The following is a 21,074-nucleotide window of genomic DNA, read 5'->3' on the forward strand; positions in this document are numbered from 1 at the left end:
TCTTTTGCTATTATAATTATGCTAGTTAATAGGGGAAGTAACTTTTATATGATGTCAGAAATTTTATTTTTCGGAAAGAATCTTGGATAGAGAGGAAAGCTTCTACAAAAAGAAATATGTGCGCTAAGAAATACAAAATAGCAGCATTAATAGTTGCAGCGGGAGTAGGCAGTAGATGCAATTCTACGATTCCTAAGCAATATATAAAACTGGCAGGTAAATCTGTTTTATTTCATACAATTAAAAGATTTCTGGCTAACCAATATATAGATTACATAAGAATAGCAATTAATAGAGACCATGAAAGTTTCTATGAGAAAGCTATATCACTAATTACAGACACTAAATTACTAAGCCCTGTATACGGAGGAGAAAACAGGCAAAGTTCAGTTAAACTAGGGCTTGAAAGCTTACAAAAAATTAACCCAGATTTTGTAGTTATACACGATGCTTGTAGGCCTTTTGTGTCAGATGTTCTGATAGATAACTTGGTTGAATCTATGATTAATGATCAATATACAGGAGTAGTTCCAGCAATAGAAGTTGAAGACACTATGTCATTGGTGAGTAATAGTTTTATTGAATCTACGATTTCAAGAGGAAAGCTCAGAGCCATACAAACCCCTCAAATTTTTAATTTCAAAGAATTATTATCATGCCATCAATCAGTCAAAGAATTTACTGACGATTCATCACTAATGGTAGAGCACAAAAAACATGTTGCGATTATTAAAGGTGAGAAAAGCAATTTTAAGTTAACCACAAAAGAGGATATCAATATGGCAAAGCTTCTTTTTGAAGAGCCAAAATTTCGTGTCGGAGCCGGTTATGATATACATAAGTTCATTAAAGTTCAAAATGGTGCTGAAAGCTTTATAAAAATTTGCGGTGTGAAAATTGAACACAACATGGCAATAGAAGCGCACTCTGATGGTGATGTTGCAATACATGCAATCGTTGATGCAATACTCGGAGCACTGGGATGTGGCGACATAGGAGAGCACTTTCCTCCTAGTTCCTCTGAATGGAAAGATTGCAATTCATCTCACTTTCTTGACTTTGCTGCTAAAAAAGCAAAAGAAAAAGGGTACAGCGTGTCTAATTTAGATATTACTATAGTTTGTGAAGAGCCTAAAATATCGCCTTACAAAGTAGAAATGAAGAAATTCATATCAAAAGCATTAGAAATTGATGATGAATTTGTAAATATCAAAGCAACCACTGCAGAGAAATTAGGTTATATTGGAAGAAATGAAGGAATAGCAGTGCATGCTTCTGTGTTATTGCATACAAACTTTTATTGGAAATAGAAACGAAAAAACTTACTTGACACCCTTCGCCAGCCCCCTTATCATGAAACTGAAGCTATTTATTTATCTTCTCTGTACAGATTAAATGACAAAAAAACTCAACGTATTTGGCGTCTCATGTTTAATTTTTTGCACTATGTGCACCTTATGTCTTTATCAAATTTCTAGCTATACAAGCTAAAATGCGCTTATAAAGCATTTAAAACATCAAAAAACGCCAACTTAAAAAATGGATAGTGAGTAATTAGCTACCCTAGGTTTTCTTTGCCTTTTTTTCTGTTTAGTAAATTTCTTAATGTTTATAATTTAGATTAGTTGCGGCTTAAAAGCAGATGAATCGCGGTTATTAAACGTTTAGAATAAAAAAACGCCATACTTGAAAGTATAATGTAAGTAACTAGCCAACCACGGGGCTTCTTTTGCCTTTTTTTTCGTTTGGTAAATTTCTTAAACATTTATGGCTAAACGACAATCGTCATCCCGCTACTTGTTAGCGGGATCTAGAGATACCGCGGCGGCATGACGTAGGACTGCTGTCATTCAAGTAGCTGACGCTGGAATCCAGCCTTGCTGTAATCTCATCAAGAACGTTGTGTTTTAACATAAGATCAGCCACTTTTATGCTTACCAACTTAATAAAATTCCTGGATCCAAGTAGTCAGGCTACTCGAATGACACCTTCATAAAGTGAAATGAGATCCCGCTAACAAGCAGCGGGATGACGAGAAAGGGGCTACTCGGATGATACCCTCATAAAGTAAAATGAGATCCCGCTAACAAGCAGCGGAATGACGGGAAAAGAGGTGCTGGGATGACACCTTCACAAAGTGAAATGAGATCCCGCTAACAAGCAGCGGGATGACGGGAAAAGAGGTGCTAGAATGACACCGTTTACTATGTAACATCTCATCATATCACAATGTTCGTACAGTTGTGGCGGTATGACGTAGAAAAACTGTTAACTTAAATCTATATTGACATGTCCCATTTTACGCTTATCCCTAACCTCTTTTTTCCCATATATGGTTAAACTAGCTTTTTCGTTGCTCAAATACTTATGAGAATCATATATATCATTACCTATTATATTTTTCGTCATACAAGGAAAGCGTAATACTACTTCCTGCATAGGTAGCCCGCATATTATCCTAACTAGCTGTTCAAATTGACTAACGTTACATGCATCCAAGCTCCAGTGGCAAGAATTGTGAGGTCTTGGAGCTAGTTCATTAACTAACAATTCGTTATCCTTAGTAACAAAAAATTCAATAGCCAGAATTCCTATTACATCAAGCGCATTTGCTATTTTCTTTGCAGCTCGTTGTACCTCTTGAGTTAATTTACTATCTATTTTAGCTGGCACTGTTGAAGTATCAAGTATTCCATCAACGTGGTAATTTTCTGCTATAGGAAAAAAAGCTACTTTACCGTTTTTATCTCTTGCAACGACTATTGAAACCTCTTTCAGTAAATCAACACTTGCTTCAAGAATGTACTCTGTATTCCAATCAAAGGAAGCAAATTGCTTCACTTCAGAATCATTCTCAAGCACATATTGCCCTTTTCCATCATAACCCATTTCTGTTGTTTTCAGCCTTGTTGGATAGCCAAAAGCTCTACTGCTTTTCAGTAGCTCATTATAATTTTGTATACTTTTGTATTCAGCAGTTTTTATACTCAAGCTTCTAATGAAATCTTTCTCTCTAAGCCTATTTTGCGCAATGTGTAACGCTTTTTTACCCGGATAAAAATTTACATCGATATCAATTGCACTACATGGAATATTTTCAGACTCAATAGTGACCAAATCCACACTCTGTGCAAAAGATTCAAGCGCTTTCTTATCAGAGAAATCTGCTATTGTGAAATCATCAGCAATAGAACAAGCTGGATCGTCTTTAGCACTGGCAAAAACATGTATTTTTTGTCCAAGTTTTGTTGCAGCGATAGCAGTCATTTTACCTAATTGTCCACCACCTATTATTCCTATTACTTTTTTGCTCAGCGCATCTGGTTCATTCATACTATAAATTGATATTTCCTAATTAAAGTATACTTGAAAAATCTATGAAAAAAGTATATAATTAAAATACTATTTTCTTATCATGAATATTTTATAATGATAGAATACACACTAACTACCAACTTTGTTGAAGTTACAGTTTTACCAATTTATATTGAAGAGCAATCCATTCCTTATGAAAATTGCTATGTATGGATGTATAACGTTAAGATAAAAAACAAAAGCCAATCAACTATTCAATTGTTAAGTCGTCATTGGCAAATAATAGATTATAAGGGAAAAGTAAATGAAATTGCCGGAGTTGGTGTTATCGGAGAACAACCTGTGATAAAATCTGGAGAGGTATTTAAATACACAAGTGGAACATACTTAAATGTACCGTCAGGAATAATGCAGGGTAAGTATGAATTTCTGAATGAAGAAAGCATAAAAGTTTTTGAAGTTATGATACCACCCTTTTCTTTGGATAGTCCATACATCAAAACTAGACCCCATTAACTGTCAAAATAGTTTATTTGTAACCAGACTGCATTCTGTGATTTTTAGCAAAGCACGATACACAATCGTCATCCCGCTACTTGTTAGCGGGATCTATGCTAAGATACCGCGAATGAATCGCGGTATGACGGTTCGCGGCGGCATGACGATAAGCTCGTCATCCCGCTACTTGTTAGCGGGATCTATGCTAAGATACCGCGAATGAATCGCGGTATGACGGTTCGTGGCGGTTATGACGTGTTAGCTATAGCTATCTTCAAAAATATGGTTGAATAATTGTTAATAATAGTGTATAATTATTAATATTTTTAAGCACTTTGGCTATGGCTCTTTCAAAATTTCTCGATCCTCGCAATGATTTGTGTTTCAAAAAAATCTTTGGAACGGAAAAAAATAAGAATATCCTGATCCACTTTTTGAACGATATTTTAGGGTTTACTGAGATAAATGCAATACAAGAAGTTGAGTTTCTTAGCACTATTATGGATCCCGAAGTTGCCTCTGATAAACAAAGTATTGTTGATGTTCTCTGCAAGGATTCTCACGGAAATAGATATATAGCAGAAATGGTGCGACCTGAAAGCCTTCGGTCATATTGTTTAAAAGGAGAGGAATTCATTCAGAAAGAAACTGAAAGGATTCTAAAGCTTATTGAACCAGATGTTTTGCCATCTGAGTCTACGCATCAGTGCGAATTGGGTAACCAGTTGGTGCCGAGCGACGCGGACAATGAACCTCCTCTTGATAAAGAAGATGCTCAATCGTGAGAGAAAGCATAAACTACAAGCATCATGTGGTTGGAGGGCTAGGCTTAGTGGTATGGTGAACGTAAGTGAAGCTTCATAAGTATCGTAACGATTAAAGAGCTAAAGATGCTGATAAGCTCCGACCAAAAGGTAATGTGGATGAGTTACATTTTTCATTTCTGGATGTACGCAAATAATAATTCCACCGGTATAGAGAAGCCACCTAACCCACTATTGTATGACAAAAGGAACAGGATAAGCCTGTATTTTCGCCTATATGGCAGGCAACCCGCAAGGAATGCTGATGGATGTGCAGGTAAAGGATAATGGAGAAAGCGAATGCCATTTTGTAACGAAATGGATAGAATTTGTAACATTAATTCGCGTGAAAACGAGCAGACTTCCATTTGGTCCCTCATGACAAGAAACTTTGTTAACCACTTAAGGTAGGAAAGCAGATGATTACAAGTACAACTGTAAGTGCACCTACCAATAACTCCGAAGCATGGAACCAGTTACCCTGGAAGAAATGCCAAAAAGTTGTTATGAGGCTACAGAGGCGTATTGTTAAGGCTGTCCAACAAGGCAGATGGGGTAAGGTGAAAACTTTACAACACCTTCTCACACGCTCTTTTAGCGGCAAAGCTTTGGCGGTTAAGAGAGTAACTGAAAACCAAGGAAAAAACACAGCAGGTGTAGATCGTCAAATATGGTCAACTTGCAACACAAAATTTCAAGGAATAAAGCTATTAAAACAAAGAGGATACAAACCTTCTCCGCTAAAACGGATATACATCAGTAAGTCTAATGGCAAAAGAAGACCTCTTGGAATCCCTACGATAAAAGATAGAGCCATGCAAGCATTATACTTGTTTGCTTTGGAACCGATAGCTGAAACGATCAGTGATCGTCACTCTTATGGTTTTAGACCAAAAAGATCCTGCGCAGACGCTACTGTGGCTTGTCACTTGTTACTGGCAAGCCGTAACCAACTACAATGGATACTCGAAGGTGATATTAAAGGGTGTTTTGATAACATTAACCATGAATGGCTCATGAAGCATATTCCTATGGAGAAGAAAATTCTTCATAGCTGGTTAAAAGCTGGCTTCCTAGAATCAAAAACTCTGTATTCCACAACTGCAGGTACCCCACAAGGTAGTATCATCTCTCCAATACTAGCAAATCTAGCCCTAAATGGACTTGAAAAATCATTGGAAAGTCAATTTGGTAAACTTGGCAGTAAAAGAAGAAGCAAAATCAGAAGTGGAGTAAATGTAATCAGGTACGCAGATGACTTTATCATTTCAGGAATCACACGTGAAGTACTGGAAAATGAAGTAAAACCTCTAGTATCGTCCTTTCTTCAGGAGAGAGGTCTTATCCTTTCCGAAGAGAAAACAAAAATTACATCTATTACAACAGGGTTTGACTTTCTTGGTTGTAATGTACGCAGGTATAATAAGAAGTTAATTATAAAACCTTCAAAAGAAAGTATTAAGAAACTTCTTAATAAAGCACGTACATTGATAAAGGCAAACATAGCGAACACTCAGGCCGTACTAATCAAGTTGCTCAATTCCCTATTAAGGGGATGGGGAAATTACTACAGCCATGTGTGTGCGAAAAGAGCTTTTAACAAAATAGACCATGAAATTATGTGTGCTCTATGGAAATGGGCAAAGAAAAGACATCCTCGTAAAGGATTACGTTGGATAAAGAATCGTTACTTCAAGGTAATGAAACAACGCCAATGGGTCTTTGCTGCACCCATATGCAAGAACAAACCGAAAGAGATAAGGTATTTAAGACTGCTTAGGTTGATTGATATACCTATCAGACGACATGTTAAAATCAGGGCGGATGCAAATCCACTTGACTTAAAATGGAAAAAGTATTTTGATGAAAGAGTGAAACAAACAAAAATGTTAGCAAGCTCTTTCTCAAGAGAAGGTTCTCTACTGTTGGTGTCACCATTAAGAATGATGTTTTCTGAGGAATCATGAAGGACAAGCCGGTTCGAGAAAAGAAGGACTTAGATAAGGGGCTCAAGCGTAGTGTGGGGAAACCTGCATGCTGCGTTTCTAAGGGAGGGAGTAGTAGCAATACTACTTCCTTACCTAACCAAGTTGCCAAAACTAAAGGCTTTGAAAAACGCGCTCAATATTACGCTGCTAAAGCTTATTCAAGGCAAGCTGATAAAGGTGATCAATATCAGGGTCTTAAAGAAATCATTTTTATAGCTATTGCTGATTGTATTCTCTTTCCTAATAAATCTGAGTATAAGTCAGATCATGTAATGTTAGACAAAGATAGCTATGAACATGATTTAAAAGATTTTTATTTTACATTTATTGAGTTACCAAAATTTCCTAAAACTAAAGAAGACCAATTGGAGAGTATAGTTGAAAAATGGATCTATTATTTTAAATATGCAGATGAAACTAGTGAAGAAGAATTGGAAAAGATAATAGGTAGTGATGTAATAATTAAAAAGGCATATGAAGAACTAAATAGATTCAACTGGTCAGAGAAAGAATTTATTGCCTACGAACAGGAAATAAAACGTATTCGTGATGAACGGGCTGTTCTTGAACAAAAACTTGATGATGCTAAAAAGGAAGGAAAAATTGAAGTTGCAAAAACAATGCTAGCTAATAATGTTGATGTCACCACTATTGTTAAGTTTACTGGCCTCTCCATGAGTGAGATCAAAGAATTGCAGAATTAAGTGGACCCGCAAACGGTTACACGAAATAATGCTGCAGCCTGACCAGGTGATAAGTACATTTAGCCTATTTATCTTTATACTTTCATGTCAATTTTATAAATCAAATTTATTTCTGTGAGTAGCTACAATTTAAAGACCTTGCTTCATCAATGTAATGGAACAAAACCTTTTTAGTAAGTTCAAAACCCTCTAAAGTCTCTCCTTCGCATCTTGCTGTAATGCAGTTTTGCGTATTTGATACCCTAAGAAGCCACCAACCTTTATTATCGGTTACCTTAACACCATCAAGATCTGAAAATACAATATTTTGCTGCTCCAGTGTTTTCTTTATTGACTCAATTATTTGAAACTTTTTCTCATCTTTCACTACAATCTTCACTTCATGAGTGATATATAACTTCGGTAAATCCTCAATCACCTGAGATAGGCTTTGGTTTTTCTTAAGCAAAATGTCAACTGCTTTAACAGCAGAATATAGCCCATCATCAAAACTTAGCTCAGAAAAGAAGAAGTGCCCGCTTAATTCACCAGCAAACTTTGCCTCTTCCTCTACCATCTTCTTCTTAACTAGTGAATGTCCAGTAGCACAGGTGATAACTTGCCCTCCTAACTTGCTAACAAAATCATGCACTTTCATACTCATTTTTACGTTAGCAATAACTTTGCTTTCTGGATATTCCTCCAACACTTCACGTGCAAAAATTATAAATAAATGGTCATTGGAAACAACGTTGCCTTTATTATCAATTAAGCGCACCCTATCGCTATCGCCATCTAGCGCAATGCCAAGATCACATCCATATTCCTTCACAATGTCAATTAATTGAGCAAGATTTTTTTCCTCTATGGGATCTGGATCATGCAGTGGAAATGCCCCATCTATAGAGTTATTGGTTACGATGTGCGTATGACCAGGCAAGATCTTTTCAATATACCTTATAATTCCACTTGCTGGACTATTTCCACAATCCCAGGCTATTTTTAATTTCTGTGTAGTATCGTTCTTCACTGCACTTTTCAATATGCTAATGTACTCACTATATATATTTATGTTAATTAAGCTTCCAATTCTTGTGCTGTTTTTAATTGGACTGCTTATAATTTCCTTCATTTCTTGATCTGAGAAGACTTTTTTATTACTAAAAAATTTAAAGCCATTATATTCGCTGGGGTTATGAGAGGCAGTTATTATGATACCAAGATCCGCCTGTGTGATTTGTGTTGCAGCGTAAAGCATAGGTGAAGAGCATAGCCCAACGCGTATAACATTTGCACCGGATAAAGTTAAGCCCCTAATTAATTCTCTTTCTATACCTGGTGAATCTATTCTGCTGTCGTAGCCGACACAAACACTAGCTACGGTTTGGCCAAACTTTCTACCTATCTCGTACCCATCATTAATCTGCAAATCTTTGCCTACTATACCTCTAATATCGTATTTTCTTATAATGGTATTGTCCATACTGTACTTCTTGAAGTGACTACTATATAACATTTTGGCCAAATGCTCAAGTTTATTTATCCAACAATTAGTTGATTTTTTAAAGAAATCTGTTAATATTATAGTATATTTTTTAAAATGTAAAATTATGCCACAGGAAAACGAAAATGTATTTATAGCTGAAAGTCAAAGTTTAGATGTAGATGAACAAAAGAAAAATGATACTTTAAATGTCATTGAATCTTGCAACGATCTTCAGGATTTTATCAAAAGACTGGAGGAAGAAAATTTAATCTGGTACTTTATTGGTCCTTTACGCAAAGATGAGGACATTACAGGACAGATAAATTTAAAGTGGGAAAAGGAGTTCCAAAAATTTGAGCAATCAATAGACGCAATGCATAAAGAACTTAAGTCGTCTCTGCCTGGTCAAAATTTCTTAGTGTATCCAACAAAGGATAATGACTTCAAAATTAGATTTGAAAATGAAGAAAAACCAATAGAAATTAGCAATATTTTAAGGACCAGCAGTGAAGGTAAGGTTTATAACATATCTTTAGGGAAAGATAGTCAAATAACTGCAACCAAAAAAGGCAGCGAAAGGCACTATGATTTTACTGATTCAAGCTCATGTGAAATGACCATTAATTGGCAGGCTAAGGATTCTGAAGGTAACAGCATAGACTGTAGCATGACCGTAAAATTGGATTCTGGTGGTATACAGAGTGTTATTGGTGAGCCAAAATTTGGAGGAATAACGAGTTCAGAAGAAGTATTAAAGTTAGTTGGACAAAATAAAGAAGTTTTTATCAACGGAAAAACTCTGTATCAAGCTTTTACTGGCATATCCAAGAGTGTAGACGATCAGCAAGTACCAGCAGAGGAAATATTTACAAAAGATCTACATATATCACCACAGTCACCTACACCAAGCAGCAGTGGGTATTCCTCTCCTAGCACACCTTCTTCACGTAGAAGTTCTATATCCACCAGCAGTGAATTTAGTGATGAAGATGAAATATTTGAGGATGATATGTCTGGTGATGAAGAAGAGTATGAGCAAGAAGGATTAAAAGATGAAGTTGAGGAATTAGAGGAAGAAAAAGAAACATTTGCTAAATATTTTGCAGTGCAGGCAAAGCAGCTTGAGGATCTAAGATTAGAACGTGACTCCTTGAGAGATAAAGTCAATGAACAACAGCGAGCGATATTTGAAAGAGGTCAAAGAATAAAGGAACAAGAGGAAGAACTACAGGATAAAAATGATGTAATAAAGAACTTAAATGATCAGTTGAAAGATAAGGAAGGTGAAACAAATGAGGCAAATAAAGAATTACAGAGAAAATTGAAGCAAAGTGAAGCTAATTTAACTGTACTAAAGGAAAAGAATGCAAATTTGGAGAATGACCTGAAGAAAATAGTGGAAGGTTTAAAGGATGATCATAAAAAGCAGTTGGCAGAACAGTTAATGGAAACAAAAAAGGAAAACAATACATTGGCTGAAACGGCGAGCCAATTGTCTAAAGAATTAAATGAATTACAGAGAGAAAAGGAAGATTTAGAGAGGGAAATTCGACAACTTGAACCTGGAAGATCACTTGCAGATGAGCTAAGCGAAGAAAATACGAAGAGGGAAATAGAAAAACTTCAATATCAACTTAAGGAAAAGGAAGGGATGTTAACGTGTACACAGGAAGAGCTGGCATCTGTCAAAGAGAGTCTAGAGCAACTGCAGAACATATTACAGCAGGAAAAAGGTCAGGCAACTCAAACTGAAGTTGAATATGAAAGTAGAGGAACAAGCATGCAGCAGCAAGACCAAGGTATACAAGCTGTAAACAACAACTCAAGCAGAACAGCTAGTGGGTTAAGACAAGAAAACAAAAAATTGACTAGAGACAAACTAACTATATCTGAACAATTAAAACAAAAAATAAGAGAGATTGACGAGTTAAAGAAAAATTTAAAGCAACTGCAAGAAGAAAATAAACAACTAAAACAAGAAGTTACCAAAAATGCAGGAGTTGATGCATCATCTTCAACAGGTCAAAAAGAAGCTAAAGAAGCAAAAGTTATACCGCAAAACATTATGGATTGGCCTGTTCCAATTCCAGATGATAAACCGGAAGAGCAGAAAACTCCATTAGAGCCAATCAAGGTAAATACAGAATTATCAGATCCAAAATCAATCCCTGCTGAGGGTCCGGAAAAATCTCCTCCTCTTTCAAAATGATGAGTTTTGCTTCTATAGCTGACCCAAGCAACACGTCATCCCGCGATTTATTCGCGTTATCTCAGCCGCTAACACGTAGCGGGATACTTAACCGTCATACCGTGATTTATTCACAGTATCTCTTAGCCACTAACAAGCAGCGGGATGACAGCAATCCTACGTCATGCCGCCGCGGTACCTCTAGATCCCGCTAACTAGTAGCAGAATGACGAATTTTTGTTTTTCAAATTATAGCTAAACATACTGTAATTGCTATTGAATGATGGAGAGACATACTCCATTATTTTAGCACGAAGTAACAAATTCAATGAATTGGTTCTTCAAAAATAATTTAAACTTTTACAGTAGGTCATGAAATATTATAGCGATCTCATTAAAAGAAACTTTTATAAGTATCGTTGATGAGAAAGGAAAAGTTGTTAAGGAAGAAGTTGTTGCAAGCGAAAGTAAGGCAATAGCAGATTAGCCAAGGCAAAAAATACGAACCCATAGGAATAGAAAGTGGATAGTTGTCAATATCAATGTGCAAAGAGTTAAGGAGTTTTGGATTACCAGTAATTTGTGTAGATGCAAGGCATATGGCAGCAGCGTTGTCTGCAAGAATCAATAAGAATGATAAAAACGATGCGAGGGGTATAGCGCAGATGATGAGAAGTGTTAGTAAAATCAGTTGTCAAATTAAAATAGCGCTTGGAAGCAGAAGACAGCTAATGTGTAGCAAACAGCAGGTTATTGGAACAATAAGAGGGTTGTTGAAGATACATGGTCGGTAAAGGATCAAAATTTGAAACTTTCGCTTTAAGAATACAAGAGGCAATAAATAATTTGGATGAAATCAGTAGGAGTTCAATTGAAGCGTTAGTTTGTAGTTTGGAAGCAATAGAAAAGTCATTAAGAAAGCTTGACAAAATGCTTTCAGAACAAGGTGAAAAAGACGATGATTGTAAATTGTTAACTACTGTTCCAGGAGTGGGGATTATAGTAGCAATGACGTATAAAGCTGCAATTGATAACCCACATAGGTTTGAGAAATCTGATACAGTTGGAGCATATATAGGGTTGACACCAAGGCAATATTCTTCTGGAGAAGTTGATCGGCATGGCAGCATATCAAAGATGGGACCAGCGGAATGTAGAAGTATGTTATATGAAGCTGCACAAACAATGCTTACAGTTACCAAGAGGACATTTAAATTAAAAAACTGGAGTTGCGAAGAAAAAAGGAATGAAAAAAGCAATTGTAGCAGTAGCAAGAAAATTAGCTGTAATTATGCATAGGATGTTGGTTGATAAAACAGAATTTTATTATCAATAAACATCAAAAGAGCATAGGACAATAATTTTATTGAAAATAAAGATAGCAATGCCGATGGAAGGGACAAGCAAGAACTTAGTTAGACTTCGTGGTAAACATGTTACCGTCCACTTCCGCCTAACAAGTATAATGCGGCTTGACAAGTTTATTGTCATCTCAGACCGCGGAGAGAACCATATGCTACTTTTCACTTATGTAAAATTACCAAGGATTATGGAGAAGATATGCTGTTTTGATTTGTGTGAAAATTATTGTTGACTTATGTGCAATTAGAGAACCTAAGTCACTTTAGCTATAATTCAGAATTGAGAGCTTTTAATAACTCTCTAACTCCCACTTAGGTCTTGGTGCAAAATTAAGTGGATCTATATAATTTTTCTGTAACCTTTCAATTCCTGTCCATCCAACCATAATTGCATTGTCTGTACATAGGTCGTTAGGGGGAAAAAATATGTTTAAGTTTATGTGTTGTTTTAATTTTTCTCTCAAGAAATTATTTGCTGCAACTCCGCCGGTAATCACAAAGTCATTGATTTTGATATTTAAAGATTCGGCCATAATAATTGCATTACTAACCCTGTCCAGCAGTATGTCACTAATACACTCTTGAAACGAAGCACATACATCACACACATCTTGCTCGCTCATTTTAAGTTCTTGTACTAAGTTTTTTACTGCTGTTTTAATCCCAGAAAACGAAAAGTTACATCCAGAACGTTTTATCATTGCCCTTGGCAGTTTGAATCTTGTGCCATTGCCTTTTTTAGCCAACTTTTCAATTAATGGGCCTCCTGGGTAGCTTAAACCCAGCATCTTAGCAACTTTATCAAATGCTTCTCCTAGTGAATCATCGAGCGTTTCTCCAAGTTTAATGTATTTACCTACATCCTGTGCAATTAAAAATTGACAGTGACCACCTGATATTAGTAGGACTAAAAATGGAAATTTTACCTCATGCAGTAACCTAATAACCAATGCATGCGCTTCTAAGTGATTCACTGCAATGAATGGTTTTTGTGCTACATGCGCAATTGCTTTAGCCATCATTGTACCAACTATTAATCCACCTATGAGTCCTGGTCCTGATGTTGCTGCAATTGCATTGAGGTCACAAAAGTTAAGGTTAGATTTTTCCACGGCGCTTTTTATTAGACCACTTAAATGCTCCATATGAGCACGTGAAGCTATTTCAGGGATCACCCCACCACGTTTTTTGTGTTCTGCTTGGGAGAGAATTTCGTGAGCAAGGACTTGCTTGTCACTATTTACAATCGCTACTGCAGTTTCGTCGCAGCTTGTTTCAACAGCTAAAATGGTTTTCATGTATATTTAGTTACTGTATTACCAAAACTATACTTTGAAACGCTGTAGAAGTTAACTGCAAAGTTAACTTCTATAGCTAAAAGATTTACCGACAACCGTCATTCCGCTACGTGTTAGCTGATGAGATACCGCGCACAACTGTACGAACATTCATTCTTAAAGGTAAACTGCACAGCAAATGGTGTCATTCCAGTGCTTGACACTGGAATCCAGCCTTGCCGTAATCTCATCAAGAACGTTGTGTTTTAACATAAGATCAGCCACTTTTATGCTCACCAACTTAGTGCCCAATCCAAATTCCTGGATTCCAGTGTCAAGCACTGGAATGACACCATCTACTACTCAAATTACCTGCAAATTGCAATGTTCGTACACCAAAAGAATGAATCGCGGTATGACGGTTCGCGGCGGCATGACGTAGGAAAACCTGCACTATAAGCTAATCATCATCTCCAAATATAGAGCTAATTTTTTTGCCCCCAGGAGAAAATTTATTAGTCCAACTGCTTTGCACTTTGGTTACGTCTTTAGTGGCAGTTTTATTGCTGTATTCCTTGATTTCCTTATCTATTCTCTCCATCATTTGTGAATCAAGGTAGCTCTTTTTCCATTGGCCAGTAGCAAGGAACACTTTGTTTAAGTCTTGAGTGCGGATTAAGTATTCTTTATCTTTAGGGTAAACCTCCTGCGCCCAAGCAAATAGCTCAAAATAGCGTGCAAATAATTCAGATGCACGTGATTTTGCAGTTTGATAAGCCTGTATCTCCTTAAATATAACTTGGCCGATAATTTTCTGCACAAGAATATTTGCTTGCTTTAGGTTCTGCTCAATATCCTGGTAAACTTTATGGAGAAATTCCTGTTCCAAACTTAAGTTCAGTTCATTTTCAACCATGTGTGAAAGTTCATGCACTATAATGTATGGGTTTGACTTCCTCAGTACAATAACATATCTATTTACACTGGAAGACCTGATTGTCTTACACACTCCCTCTTCCATATCCACTAATCCCTCTTGGTATATTTCAAATGAGAGCCTGTTTTGCTTTATTAGTGATAAAGTGAGGTTTAATGTGTTTCTAAACTTCTCAAATTGATAGAGATATTCGACATACCGTATTGCATTTTCACTGCTTCCTACTTGAGTTGCTTGTTTTATTAAATTCCTGATTAGCATACCTTATTATTAAAGGAATTCTTTTTATACTCAAGAATTGATTGGCTACAAAGTGTTTTTAGGAAGCCTGATTGCATAGCTAAAGTAATTCATGTTTACTGATAACCGTCATACCGCTGCTTGTCAGCGGGATCTATGGTGAGATACCGCGAATGAATCCATAGCTGTACGAACATTCATTTTTGAAGGTAAATTGCACAGCAAATGGTGTCATTCCAGTGCTCTTTTTTTGTCATCCCAGTCTGGGATCTATTTTGCATGTAACTCCAATTGTGTTTTGGCATAAAACGCGACACGTATTAGACTTATTTGCAAGCAAAGCTTGCTAGATCCAAGTAGTCAGGACACTGGAATGACACCATAGGGGCACTGCCGTCATAAAGGAACCAGTGTCAGCTACTTGGATGACAGCTAGCCTAACAACCGTCATCCCGCTGCTTGTTAGCGGGATCTAGAGATACCGCGGGGTTGTAAAGTAATTTTTTACATCTAATGCTCGGCCAGTGCCTGCATGATACCACGTATTATCTATACCAAGGTGTTCTGCTTGTAGATATTATACCAACAATCCACTATTTTTTTTATGTCTTGTGGTTTAGTTTCTGGACCTATACTGATTCTAATTGAACACTCTGCTTGCTCTTTTGTTGCCCCCATTGCAAGCAAAACATGGGAAGGCTCAACTTTTCCAGAAGAACATGCGGAGCCATTACTAACTGCAATATGATTCAAGTCAAAATGCATAAGCTGCACATCACTCTTTACTCCTGGCATATAAATAAAACTTGTGTTTGGCAGCCTCTTAGAGTTTTTACCGAAGATTCTTATGTCACTGGCAAGATTTAATAATTCACACTCTAATTGATCACGTAGCTCCTTTACTTCATCCATTTTTGATAGAAGGTCTGGAATATTTTGCAGTGCAGCAGAAAGGCCTGCAATCGCAACAATATTTTCCGTACCACCACGAAATCCCTTCTCTTGTCCACCACCTATTATAATAGGTTCTATCGCAAGTTCTTTATTGAATATTAAAACTCCACTGCCTGCTACACCGCCAAATTTATGGGCGGATAAAGTGAGTAAATCCACTCCTAAATCTTCCATATTAACTTTAATTTTCCCAACACTTTGAGCAGTGTCAGTGTGGCAAATTGCTCCAAATTTGTGGGCTATTTCAGCTATTTCCTCAATAGGTTGAATAACTCCGGTTTCGTTATTTGCCATCATAACTGAAACTATTGCTTTGTTTCCTTTAAGTTCGCTTAGAATTTTTTCTAGCTCTAAAAAGTCAACAATGCCCTCCTGATTAACAGGTATTATATATGGATTACATGCAGAATTAAGAATTGAAGGATGCTCTATAGCTGAAATTATATGCAGGTAGCCTGCTATTCCTCTCATAACAAGGTTATTCGCTTCAGTTGCACCAGACGTAAAAACTATTTCTTTATCACTTGAGACGCCAATAGCACCACGTACGTTATCTCTTGCATCCTGAAGAATCTTCCTCGCTTCTTGTCCTCTTTTATGTAGTGATGATGGATTGAGCGTTTGTTTTAACAAGACCTCAAATATACTTTTTTTTACATTTTCACTAATTGGAGCAGTTGCATTGTAATCAGCATATACGCAACCACTATTTTCTAAAGAGAATGGACTCATCTGTCACTTAAATAAGTTTACCATCAACTATAGCCATAACTATGTACGTTAGCTTTAACACGATAAAAAATTTATTGCAAAAACAGCGAAATTAATACATAATTAATAACTCACGTCATTAATACCTGTCAAGCGGGTTCTTATTAGGGGTTACCATGGTTGAAGTTTTTTTGAATAATGCAACAAGAAAGATAGAAGGTGAATACCACCAAAGCAAAGATGCCAACGCGCCGGTTGTGCTGGTTTTACATCATCATCCTCAATATGGTGGTAATATGGATAGTAAAATTGTACATAGTACATATACGTCTTTTATCGATAACAATTTTTCTGCATTGAAAATTAACTTTCGTGGTGTGGGAAAATCTACCGGAACTTTTGATAAGGGTATAGGAGAATTAACTGACGCTGCGGTAGCCATTGATTGGCTTCAGGAACATAATCCTAGCAATGTTCCAATTTGGATCGCTGGTTTTTCTTTTGGAGCATGGGTGGCTATGCAGCTAACAATGCGCCGCCCTGAGATAGTGGGTTTTATTGCTCTTTCTCTTCCGGTAACTAAGTACGATTTTTCTTTTCTTTCTCCCTGTCCAGTTTCTGGGCTTATAATACAAAGCAGTAATGATACAATCTCAGAAGAAAGCGATGTAACAGAATTAGCAAAAAGGTTGATAAATTCAGTAAGAAGTGATCACATGAAATACTATATAATAGATGATACTAATCACTTTCTAAAGGATAAAGAAGAGGAAGTGACTCAAATCGTGGACAATTATATAAAACTGCGCTTGAATAGTGCAACTATTTCTTTTCAAAAGGTCAAAAAAGAGGTAAGGGTAAAAGAATATGCCTAATCTTTACAAACAAGAGAAATGAGTGTAGTAATATAAATGAAAAGGTTTTGTTATGTTTAAAAAGCTATTATTTTTTGTTTTAGCTGTGTTTATGTTATCGGGGTGTTCCCTAAGTAAACAGCGTAAGTTAAAAAGTCCGTGTATAAAAAGCAATGAAAGCATTTCATGCGAGTTGTACTCTGTTAATGATCATTGGTTAGATAAGTATAAGGCATAGAAATTGTGCTATTTTTCCTATTCACAACTTCACTAATGATCGATCTCTCAATTGGAAAATGCAGTCTGCCTTTTCTGCAAGGAGATGATTGTGTGTTACTATAAGCATAGAGCTGTTATTTTCCTTTACGTATGAATGTAGCAGTAAAAACACGTTAAAAGAATTTGTTGGATCTAAGTTTCCTGTTGGCTCATCTGCAAGTAAAAGCTTTGGAGAATTTACAATGCTTCTTGCAATTGCAACTCTCTGCCTTTCCCCACCCGAAACTTCAGATACCATGCTACTTGCTTTGTTTTCCAGACCAAATTTTTCCAACATTGCTTGCGAATTTTTTTTTGCTTCAGCTTTGCTTTTTCCTGCAATGAGTTGAGGAAGCATAATATTTTCCAACACCGATAACTCTTGTAACAAATAGTGAAATTGATAAACAAAACTAAGAAAATTTCTTCTTACATGAGTTTTATGCTTATTACTGGCTTGTGTGCAATTTATTCCATCTATCGTAACTATACCTGAAGTTGGCTTGTCCAACAAGCCTGCGATTTGCAATATAGTTGTTTTCCCTGCACCTGAATCGCCAATCAGCGCTACTACTTGCCCTCTTGTGACACTTAAGTTGATATCCTTTACAACAGCAGAATTGTTCTTGAAGCTTTTATCTACGGAAGTTAGTTCTAGTGCTACATTACCACCCATGTTTAAAAGATCCAGAAGGCATCTAAGTTTTAGTAATAATTAAACCGAAAAACTGTTACCACAACCACATTGAGACTTAGCAAAGGCATTCTTTATTTGAAAACCAGAACCACTGAGATCCTCAGTATAATCTATAACTGAGTTATTTAAAAATTTTGCTGAACAATTATCAACCATTAATACAGGGTTTCCATTTTCATCATTAATTACTATATCTTTACCTTTTTCGCTAAAACTGGAGTGGCTTCTATAGTCCTCACTTTCTTCATAGTCATCATCTTCGTCTTCGTCATCAAACTCATCATCGTAATCATCGTCTTCATCATCCAAAGATAGATTTTTATTCATTTGATCCATAAGAAAATTGTATTTGAAGCCAGAACATCCACCACCTGAAACTGCAACCCGTAAAATGGAACTCTTATCCCCTTCCTGCTCTGCAAGAGAGTGGATTTTTTTTAGTGCATTATCAGTTAAGTTGATGTTGTAATTTGTTGACATAGTAACCACCGTTTATTATTGATAACTTATTATAGTAGAAATTTTACATGTCAAACAATAACTTTCTATTAAATTATGCATGTTTTCCAAGCAAAACAAAAGGGAGATACTTCAAAGAGCCAGAAGATGAGAATCGCAGCTGCTTTCAGCGTGATAGGGACCGTATCATTCACTCTAATGCGTTTAGAAAATTGGAGTACAAAACACAAGTTTTTATCAATTATGAGCACGACTACTATCGCACTCGGCTTACTCATAGCCTTGAAGTTGCACAAATTGCAAGGTCCATTGCGCGTAGACTTGGCTTAAATGAGGATATCACTGAATGCATAGCGCTCGCACATGATCTTGGTCATCCTCCATTTGGTCATGCAGGTGAAGATGCTCTAAAGAAATCAGTTCAAGATTTGAATCTTGATAACGAGAAGTATGAGTTTGATCATAATGTTCAAGCTATAAGGATTTTAACTTACCTCGAACAAAAACATGCTGATTTTGATGGTATGAATCTAAGTTGGGAGGTGATTGAAGGAGTTGCAAAACATAACGGTCCCTTGCTTGGTCAAAACGCGGAGTCTTCTACAAATAATCAGCTGTTATTAGAATACAACAAAAAATATGATCTAAAACTTGAAGAATTTTCAAGCATTGAAGCGCAAGTTGCTTCAATTGCCGATGATATTGCTTACAGTGTTCACGATCTTGATGATGCACTCAGGGCGAATTTAGTAACCATCGAAGATTTGCTGAATGTTCCTTTAATTGAAAAAATGTTTAAAGACATAAGGAGCAGATATTCAGAATTGCCTCAGAGCAAACTCATACATGAATCACTGAGTGGAACTATAGGAACTATGATAAGTGATGTTGTTTCTCAGACTGAAAGAAATATTGAAGATCACAAAATAAAAAGCGTAGAAGACGTAAGAAGTCTAAATAAAATGCTAGTCACATTTTCACCAGAAGTTGCGAATGCTACAAAAGAAATGAAAAGATTCAACATGGAGAAAATATACAGAAGCTATAAACTGAGTAGAACGATGAACAAAGCAAAACGCATAATACAGGAACTCTTTCAATGTTTTTATGAAAACCCAGGATTACTTCCCACAGAGTGGAGCAAACTCGCTTGTGAATCTCAGCGTTCAGTAATAATATGTGACTATATCTCAGGTATGACAGATAGATTTGCTATACACGAGCACAGAAGAATTTTTGATACCTCATACGAAATGACTTCTTTCTAATGACTGATGATCATTTCATGTCAATTGCATTAAGGCTTGCAGAAAAAAATCTTGGAAATGTTGCACCAAATCCTGCTGTCGGGTGTATTATTGTAAAGGATGGTACAATTGTTAGTGAGGGATACACAGGGATTGGTGGGCGTCCGCATGCGGAGGTAGTCGCTTTGCAAAACGCTAAAGATTCAACTCATGGCGCAACTATATATATCACTCTTGAGCCATGTTGTCATCACGGAGTCACGGGGCCTTGCACTGCAAAAATCATAAAAGCTAGCATAAAAAGAGTAGTAATTGCAACTATTGACCCAGATAGTAGAGTTTCAGGCAGAGGCATGAAAGCTCTGAAAGAAGCAGGAATTGAAGTTGAGCAAGGTATTATGCAAAAAGAGGCAAAAGAACTGAATGTCGGTTTTTTCACCACTAAAGAATTACATAGACCATTTATAGCTTGCAAAGTCGCAACAACTCTTGACGGAAAAATCGCAACATTTACAGGCGATAGCAAATGGATAACAAGTGAAAATACGAGAAACTGGGTGCATGAGCTCAGAACGAAATATGATGCAATTATGATTGGCAGCAATACTCTTATTAATGATGATCCACTCTTAACTTGCAGATTACCAGGACTCGGAAGTAGATCGCCAATAAGGCTAATTATAGATAGTCAAGGGAGATTAAAGGAAGAGCATAACATTGCAAAGACTGCAGACAAAGTAATAACTTGGGTCATCACAAATAAAGAAGTAGAGAAAAAAATAAAAAACATTAACTACTTAGTAGTTAATTCAAGCAACGCAGGTAAGGTTTGCCTAAAGGACATGGCATTAAAACTTGTTTCAGAAATTGGTATAACAAGATTATTAGTTGAAGGTGGAGGAGTGTTAATCACAGAACTATTAAAGTGTAATTTAATCGACAGGTTGATAATATGCCGCAGTGGTAAAATTTTAGGCAATGATGCCACTCCTTTTGTAGGAGATTTAGGGATTCAATTCATTAACAACTGTTATCAGTTTAAAAAAACAAAGATAATAGAGTTTAGTGAGGATATAGTTGAGGTTTGGGATAGGTCGTCATAATCCTTACATACTCAA

General features: G+C 36.4%; 19 protein-coding genes and 1 pseudogene. 12 read left to right on the forward strand and 8 right to left on the reverse strand.

The window, feature by feature from the left end:
• The first annotated feature begins 116 nt into the window (after window positions 1-116).
• Window positions 117-1,310 (forward strand): bifunctional 2-C-methyl-D-erythritol 4-phosphate cytidylyltransferase/2-C-methyl-D-erythritol 2,4-cyclodiphosphate synthase, encoded by a 1,194-nt coding sequence (locus tag ACFEL3_RS05135; RefSeq protein ID WP_010963060.1) that lies wholly within the window; start codon window positions 117-119, stop codon window positions 1,308-1,310.
• A 958-nt stretch (window positions 1,311-2,268) separates the two neighbouring features.
• Here ACFEL3_RS05135 and ACFEL3_RS05140 read toward each other — a convergent pair.
• Window positions 2,269-3,333 carry a 5-(carboxyamino)imidazole ribonucleotide synthase gene (locus tag ACFEL3_RS05140; protein ID WP_010082017.1) on the reverse strand — a complete coding sequence of 355 codons (1,065 nt, stop codon included), beginning with the start codon at window positions 3,331-3,333 and terminating at the stop codon, window positions 2,269-2,271.
• Window positions 3,334-3,429: 96 nt separating this feature from the next.
• Here ACFEL3_RS05140 and apaG point away from each other — a divergent pair, with 96 nt between their 5' ends.
• The 5 genes and pseudogenes from apaG (at window position 3,430) to ACFEL3_RS05165 (ending at window position 7,308) form a co-directional block, all read left to right on the forward strand.
• Window positions 3,430-3,831: a Co2+/Mg2+ efflux protein ApaG gene (gene apaG / locus ACFEL3_RS05145; protein WP_007549064.1), complete on the forward strand. Its 402-nt coding sequence runs from the start codon at window positions 3,430-3,432 to the stop codon at window positions 3,829-3,831.
• A gap of 323 nt (window positions 3,832-4,154) precedes the next feature.
• Window positions 4,155-4,400, forward strand: a pseudogene (locus ACFEL3_RS05150) (PD-(D/E)XK nuclease family transposase); the annotation flags it as partial.
• Between the two features lie 454 nt (window positions 4,401-4,854).
• Entirely contained in the window at window positions 4,855-4,998 is a 144-nt protein-coding gene (locus tag ACFEL3_RS05155) for a hypothetical protein (RefSeq protein WP_173862902.1), read from the forward strand.
• A gap of 37 nt (window positions 4,999-5,035) precedes the next feature.
• Window positions 5,036-6,583, forward strand: coding sequence for a group II intron reverse transcriptase/maturase (ltrA, locus tag ACFEL3_RS05160; RefSeq protein WP_006280223.1), 1,548 nt, complete (start codon window positions 5,036-5,038; stop codon window positions 6,581-6,583).
• Complete coding sequence (locus ACFEL3_RS05165; RefSeq protein ID WP_007550709.1) at window positions 6,580-7,308, forward strand: Rpn family recombination-promoting nuclease/putative transposase; 729 nt, start codon at window positions 6,580-6,582, stop codon at window positions 7,306-7,308. Before ltrA ends, ACFEL3_RS05165 begins: the two co-directional genes overlap by 4 nt.
• Window positions 7,309-7,414: 106 nt before the next feature.
• Here ACFEL3_RS05165 and ACFEL3_RS05170 read toward each other — a convergent pair whose 3' ends face one another.
• Window positions 7,415-8,770, reverse strand: a complete 1,356-nt coding sequence (locus tag ACFEL3_RS05170) for a phosphomannomutase/phosphoglucomutase (protein WP_022626332.1) — start codon at window positions 8,768-8,770, stop codon at window positions 7,415-7,417.
• 127 nt (window positions 8,771-8,897) lie between these two features.
• Here ACFEL3_RS05170 and ACFEL3_RS05175 point away from each other — a divergent pair, with 127 nt between their 5' ends.
• The 3 genes from ACFEL3_RS05175 to ACFEL3_RS05185 all read left to right on the forward strand — a co-directional run bounded on the left by ACFEL3_RS05175 (window position 8,898) and on the right by ACFEL3_RS05185 (window position 12,260).
• On the forward strand, window positions 8,898-10,982 hold the full coding sequence (locus ACFEL3_RS05175) for a hypothetical protein (RefSeq protein ID WP_375316752.1): 2,085 nt from the start codon (window positions 8,898-8,900) through the stop codon (window positions 10,980-10,982).
• A gap of 521 nt (window positions 10,983-11,503) precedes the next feature.
• Window positions 11,504-11,755 (forward strand): hypothetical protein, encoded by a 252-nt coding sequence (locus ACFEL3_RS05180; RefSeq protein ID WP_010081945.1) that lies wholly within the window; start codon window positions 11,504-11,506, stop codon window positions 11,753-11,755.
• Complete coding sequence (locus tag ACFEL3_RS05185; RefSeq protein WP_022626334.1) at window positions 11,745-12,260, forward strand: IS110 family transposase; 516 nt, start codon at window positions 11,745-11,747, stop codon at window positions 12,258-12,260. Before ACFEL3_RS05180 ends, ACFEL3_RS05185 begins: the two co-directional genes overlap by 11 nt.
• A gap of 352 nt (window positions 12,261-12,612) precedes the next feature.
• Here the strand turns inward: ACFEL3_RS05185 and tsaD are convergent, their stop codons facing one another.
• The 4 genes from tsaD to ACFEL3_RS05205 all read right to left on the reverse strand — a co-directional run bounded on the left by tsaD (window position 12,613) and on the right by ACFEL3_RS05205 (window position 16,462).
• Complete coding sequence (gene tsaD, locus ACFEL3_RS05190) at window positions 12,613-13,620, reverse strand: tRNA (adenosine(37)-N6)-threonylcarbamoyltransferase complex transferase subunit TsaD (protein ID WP_010962772.1); 1,008 nt, start codon at window positions 13,618-13,620, stop codon at window positions 12,613-12,615.
• A 156-nt stretch (window positions 13,621-13,776) separates the two neighbouring features.
• Window positions 13,777-13,941 (reverse strand): hypothetical protein, encoded by a 165-nt coding sequence (locus tag ACFEL3_RS05195; protein WP_022626335.1) that lies wholly within the window; start codon window positions 13,939-13,941, stop codon window positions 13,777-13,779.
• A gap of 118 nt (window positions 13,942-14,059) precedes the next feature.
• A complete protein-coding gene (locus tag ACFEL3_RS05200; protein ID WP_010081987.1) occupies window positions 14,060-14,797 on the reverse strand; it encodes a hypothetical protein in 738 nt (245 codons plus the stop codon).
• A gap of 528 nt (window positions 14,798-15,325) precedes the next feature.
• Window positions 15,326-16,462 (reverse strand): cysteine desulfurase family protein, encoded by a 1,137-nt coding sequence (locus ACFEL3_RS05205; RefSeq protein ID WP_010081988.1) that lies wholly within the window; start codon window positions 16,460-16,462, stop codon window positions 15,326-15,328.
• Between the two features lie 155 nt (window positions 16,463-16,617).
• Here ACFEL3_RS05205 and ACFEL3_RS05210 point away from each other — a divergent pair, with 155 nt between their 5' ends.
• On the forward strand, window positions 16,618-17,316 hold the full coding sequence (locus tag ACFEL3_RS05210; protein WP_010081989.1) for an alpha/beta hydrolase: 699 nt from the start codon (window positions 16,618-16,620) through the stop codon (window positions 17,314-17,316).
• A gap of 238 nt (window positions 17,317-17,554) precedes the next feature.
• On the opposite strand, the gene ACFEL3_RS05215 is transcribed toward ACFEL3_RS05210, so the two are convergent.
• Together ACFEL3_RS05215 and ACFEL3_RS05220 are read right to left on the reverse strand one after the other, a co-directional pair.
• Window positions 17,555-18,229, reverse strand: a complete 675-nt coding sequence (locus tag ACFEL3_RS05215; RefSeq protein WP_010962776.1) for an ABC transporter ATP-binding protein — start codon at window positions 18,227-18,229, stop codon at window positions 17,555-17,557.
• Window positions 18,230-18,268: 39 nt separating this feature from the next.
• On the reverse strand, window positions 18,269-18,730 hold the full coding sequence (locus tag ACFEL3_RS05220; protein ID WP_010081891.1) for a HesB/IscA family protein: 462 nt from the start codon (window positions 18,728-18,730) through the stop codon (window positions 18,269-18,271).
• Between the two features lie 47 nt (window positions 18,731-18,777).
• On the opposite strand from ACFEL3_RS05220, the gene ACFEL3_RS05225 reads away from it, so the two are divergent.
• Together ACFEL3_RS05225 and ribD are read left to right on the forward strand one after the other, a co-directional pair.
• Window positions 18,778-19,977, forward strand: a complete 1,200-nt coding sequence (locus ACFEL3_RS05225) for a deoxyguanosinetriphosphate triphosphohydrolase (protein WP_070356885.1) — start codon at window positions 18,778-18,780, stop codon at window positions 19,975-19,977.
• A complete protein-coding gene (gene ribD, locus ACFEL3_RS05230) occupies window positions 19,977-21,059 on the forward strand; it encodes a bifunctional diaminohydroxyphosphoribosylaminopyrimidine deaminase/5-amino-6-(5-phosphoribosylamino)uracil reductase RibD (protein WP_010962779.1) in 1,083 nt (360 codons plus the stop codon). The genes ACFEL3_RS05225 and ribD overlap by 1 nt, the downstream gene beginning before the upstream one ends.
• Window positions 21,060-21,074 lie beyond the last annotated feature (15 nt).

The organism is Wolbachia endosymbiont (group A) of Opomyza germinationis, assembly GCF_964264765.1.
GTDB classification, from domain to species: Bacteria; Pseudomonadota; Alphaproteobacteria; order Rickettsiales; family Anaplasmataceae; genus Wolbachia; species Wolbachia pipientis.

What these genes read in the sequence shown, in the direction of transcription:
- ACFEL3_RS05135 (WP_010963060.1), top strand. Translation starts at nt 117, where the DNA reads ATGTGCGCTAAGAAATACAAAATAGCAGCATTAATAGTTGCAGCGGGA.
- ACFEL3_RS05140 (WP_010082017.1), bottom strand. Translation starts at nt 3,333, where the DNA reads ATGAATGAACCAGATGCGCTGAGCAAAAAAGTAATAGGAATAATAGGT.
- apaG (WP_007549064.1), top strand. Translation starts at nt 3,430, where the DNA reads ATGATAGAATACACACTAACTACCAACTTTGTTGAAGTTACAGTTTTA.
- ACFEL3_RS05155 (WP_173862902.1), top strand. Translation starts at nt 4,855, where the DNA reads ATGGCAGGCAACCCGCAAGGAATGCTGATGGATGTGCAGGTAAAGGAT.
- ltrA (WP_006280223.1), top strand. Translation starts at nt 5,036, where the DNA reads ATGATTACAAGTACAACTGTAAGTGCACCTACCAATAACTCCGAAGCA.
- ACFEL3_RS05165 (WP_007550709.1), top strand. Translation starts at nt 6,580, where the DNA reads ATGAAGGACAAGCCGGTTCGAGAAAAGAAGGACTTAGATAAGGGGCTC.
- ACFEL3_RS05170 (WP_022626332.1), bottom strand. Translation starts at nt 8,770, where the DNA reads ATGGACAATACCATTATAAGAAAATACGATATTAGAGGTATAGTAGGC.
- ACFEL3_RS05175 (WP_375316752.1), top strand. Translation starts at nt 8,898, where the DNA reads ATGCCACAGGAAAACGAAAATGTATTTATAGCTGAAAGTCAAAGTTTA.
- ACFEL3_RS05180 (WP_010081945.1), top strand. Translation starts at nt 11,504, where the DNA reads ATGTGCAAAGAGTTAAGGAGTTTTGGATTACCAGTAATTTGTGTAGAT.
- ACFEL3_RS05185 (WP_022626334.1), top strand. Translation starts at nt 11,745, where the DNA reads ATGGTCGGTAAAGGATCAAAATTTGAAACTTTCGCTTTAAGAATACAA.
- tsaD (WP_010962772.1), bottom strand. Translation starts at nt 13,620, where the DNA reads ATGAAAACCATTTTAGCTGTTGAAACAAGCTGCGACGAAACTGCAGTA.
- ACFEL3_RS05200 (WP_010081987.1), bottom strand. Translation starts at nt 14,797, where the DNA reads ATGCTAATCAGGAATTTAATAAAACAAGCAACTCAAGTAGGAAGCAGT.
- ACFEL3_RS05205 (WP_010081988.1), bottom strand. Translation starts at nt 16,462, where the DNA reads ATGAGTCCATTCTCTTTAGAAAATAGTGGTTGCGTATATGCTGATTAC.
- ACFEL3_RS05210 (WP_010081989.1), top strand. Translation starts at nt 16,618, where the DNA reads ATGGTTGAAGTTTTTTTGAATAATGCAACAAGAAAGATAGAAGGTGAA.
- ACFEL3_RS05215 (WP_010962776.1), bottom strand. Translation starts at nt 18,229, where the DNA reads ATGGGTGGTAATGTAGCACTAGAACTAACTTCCGTAGATAAAAGCTTC.
- ACFEL3_RS05220 (WP_010081891.1), bottom strand. Translation starts at nt 18,730, where the DNA reads ATGTCAACAAATTACAACATCAACTTAACTGATAATGCACTAAAAAAA.
- ACFEL3_RS05225 (WP_070356885.1), top strand. Translation starts at nt 18,778, where the DNA reads ATGTCAAACAATAACTTTCTATTAAATTATGCATGTTTTCCAAGCAAA.
- ribD (WP_010962779.1), top strand. Translation starts at nt 19,977, where the DNA reads ATGACTGATGATCATTTCATGTCAATTGCATTAAGGCTTGCAGAAAAA.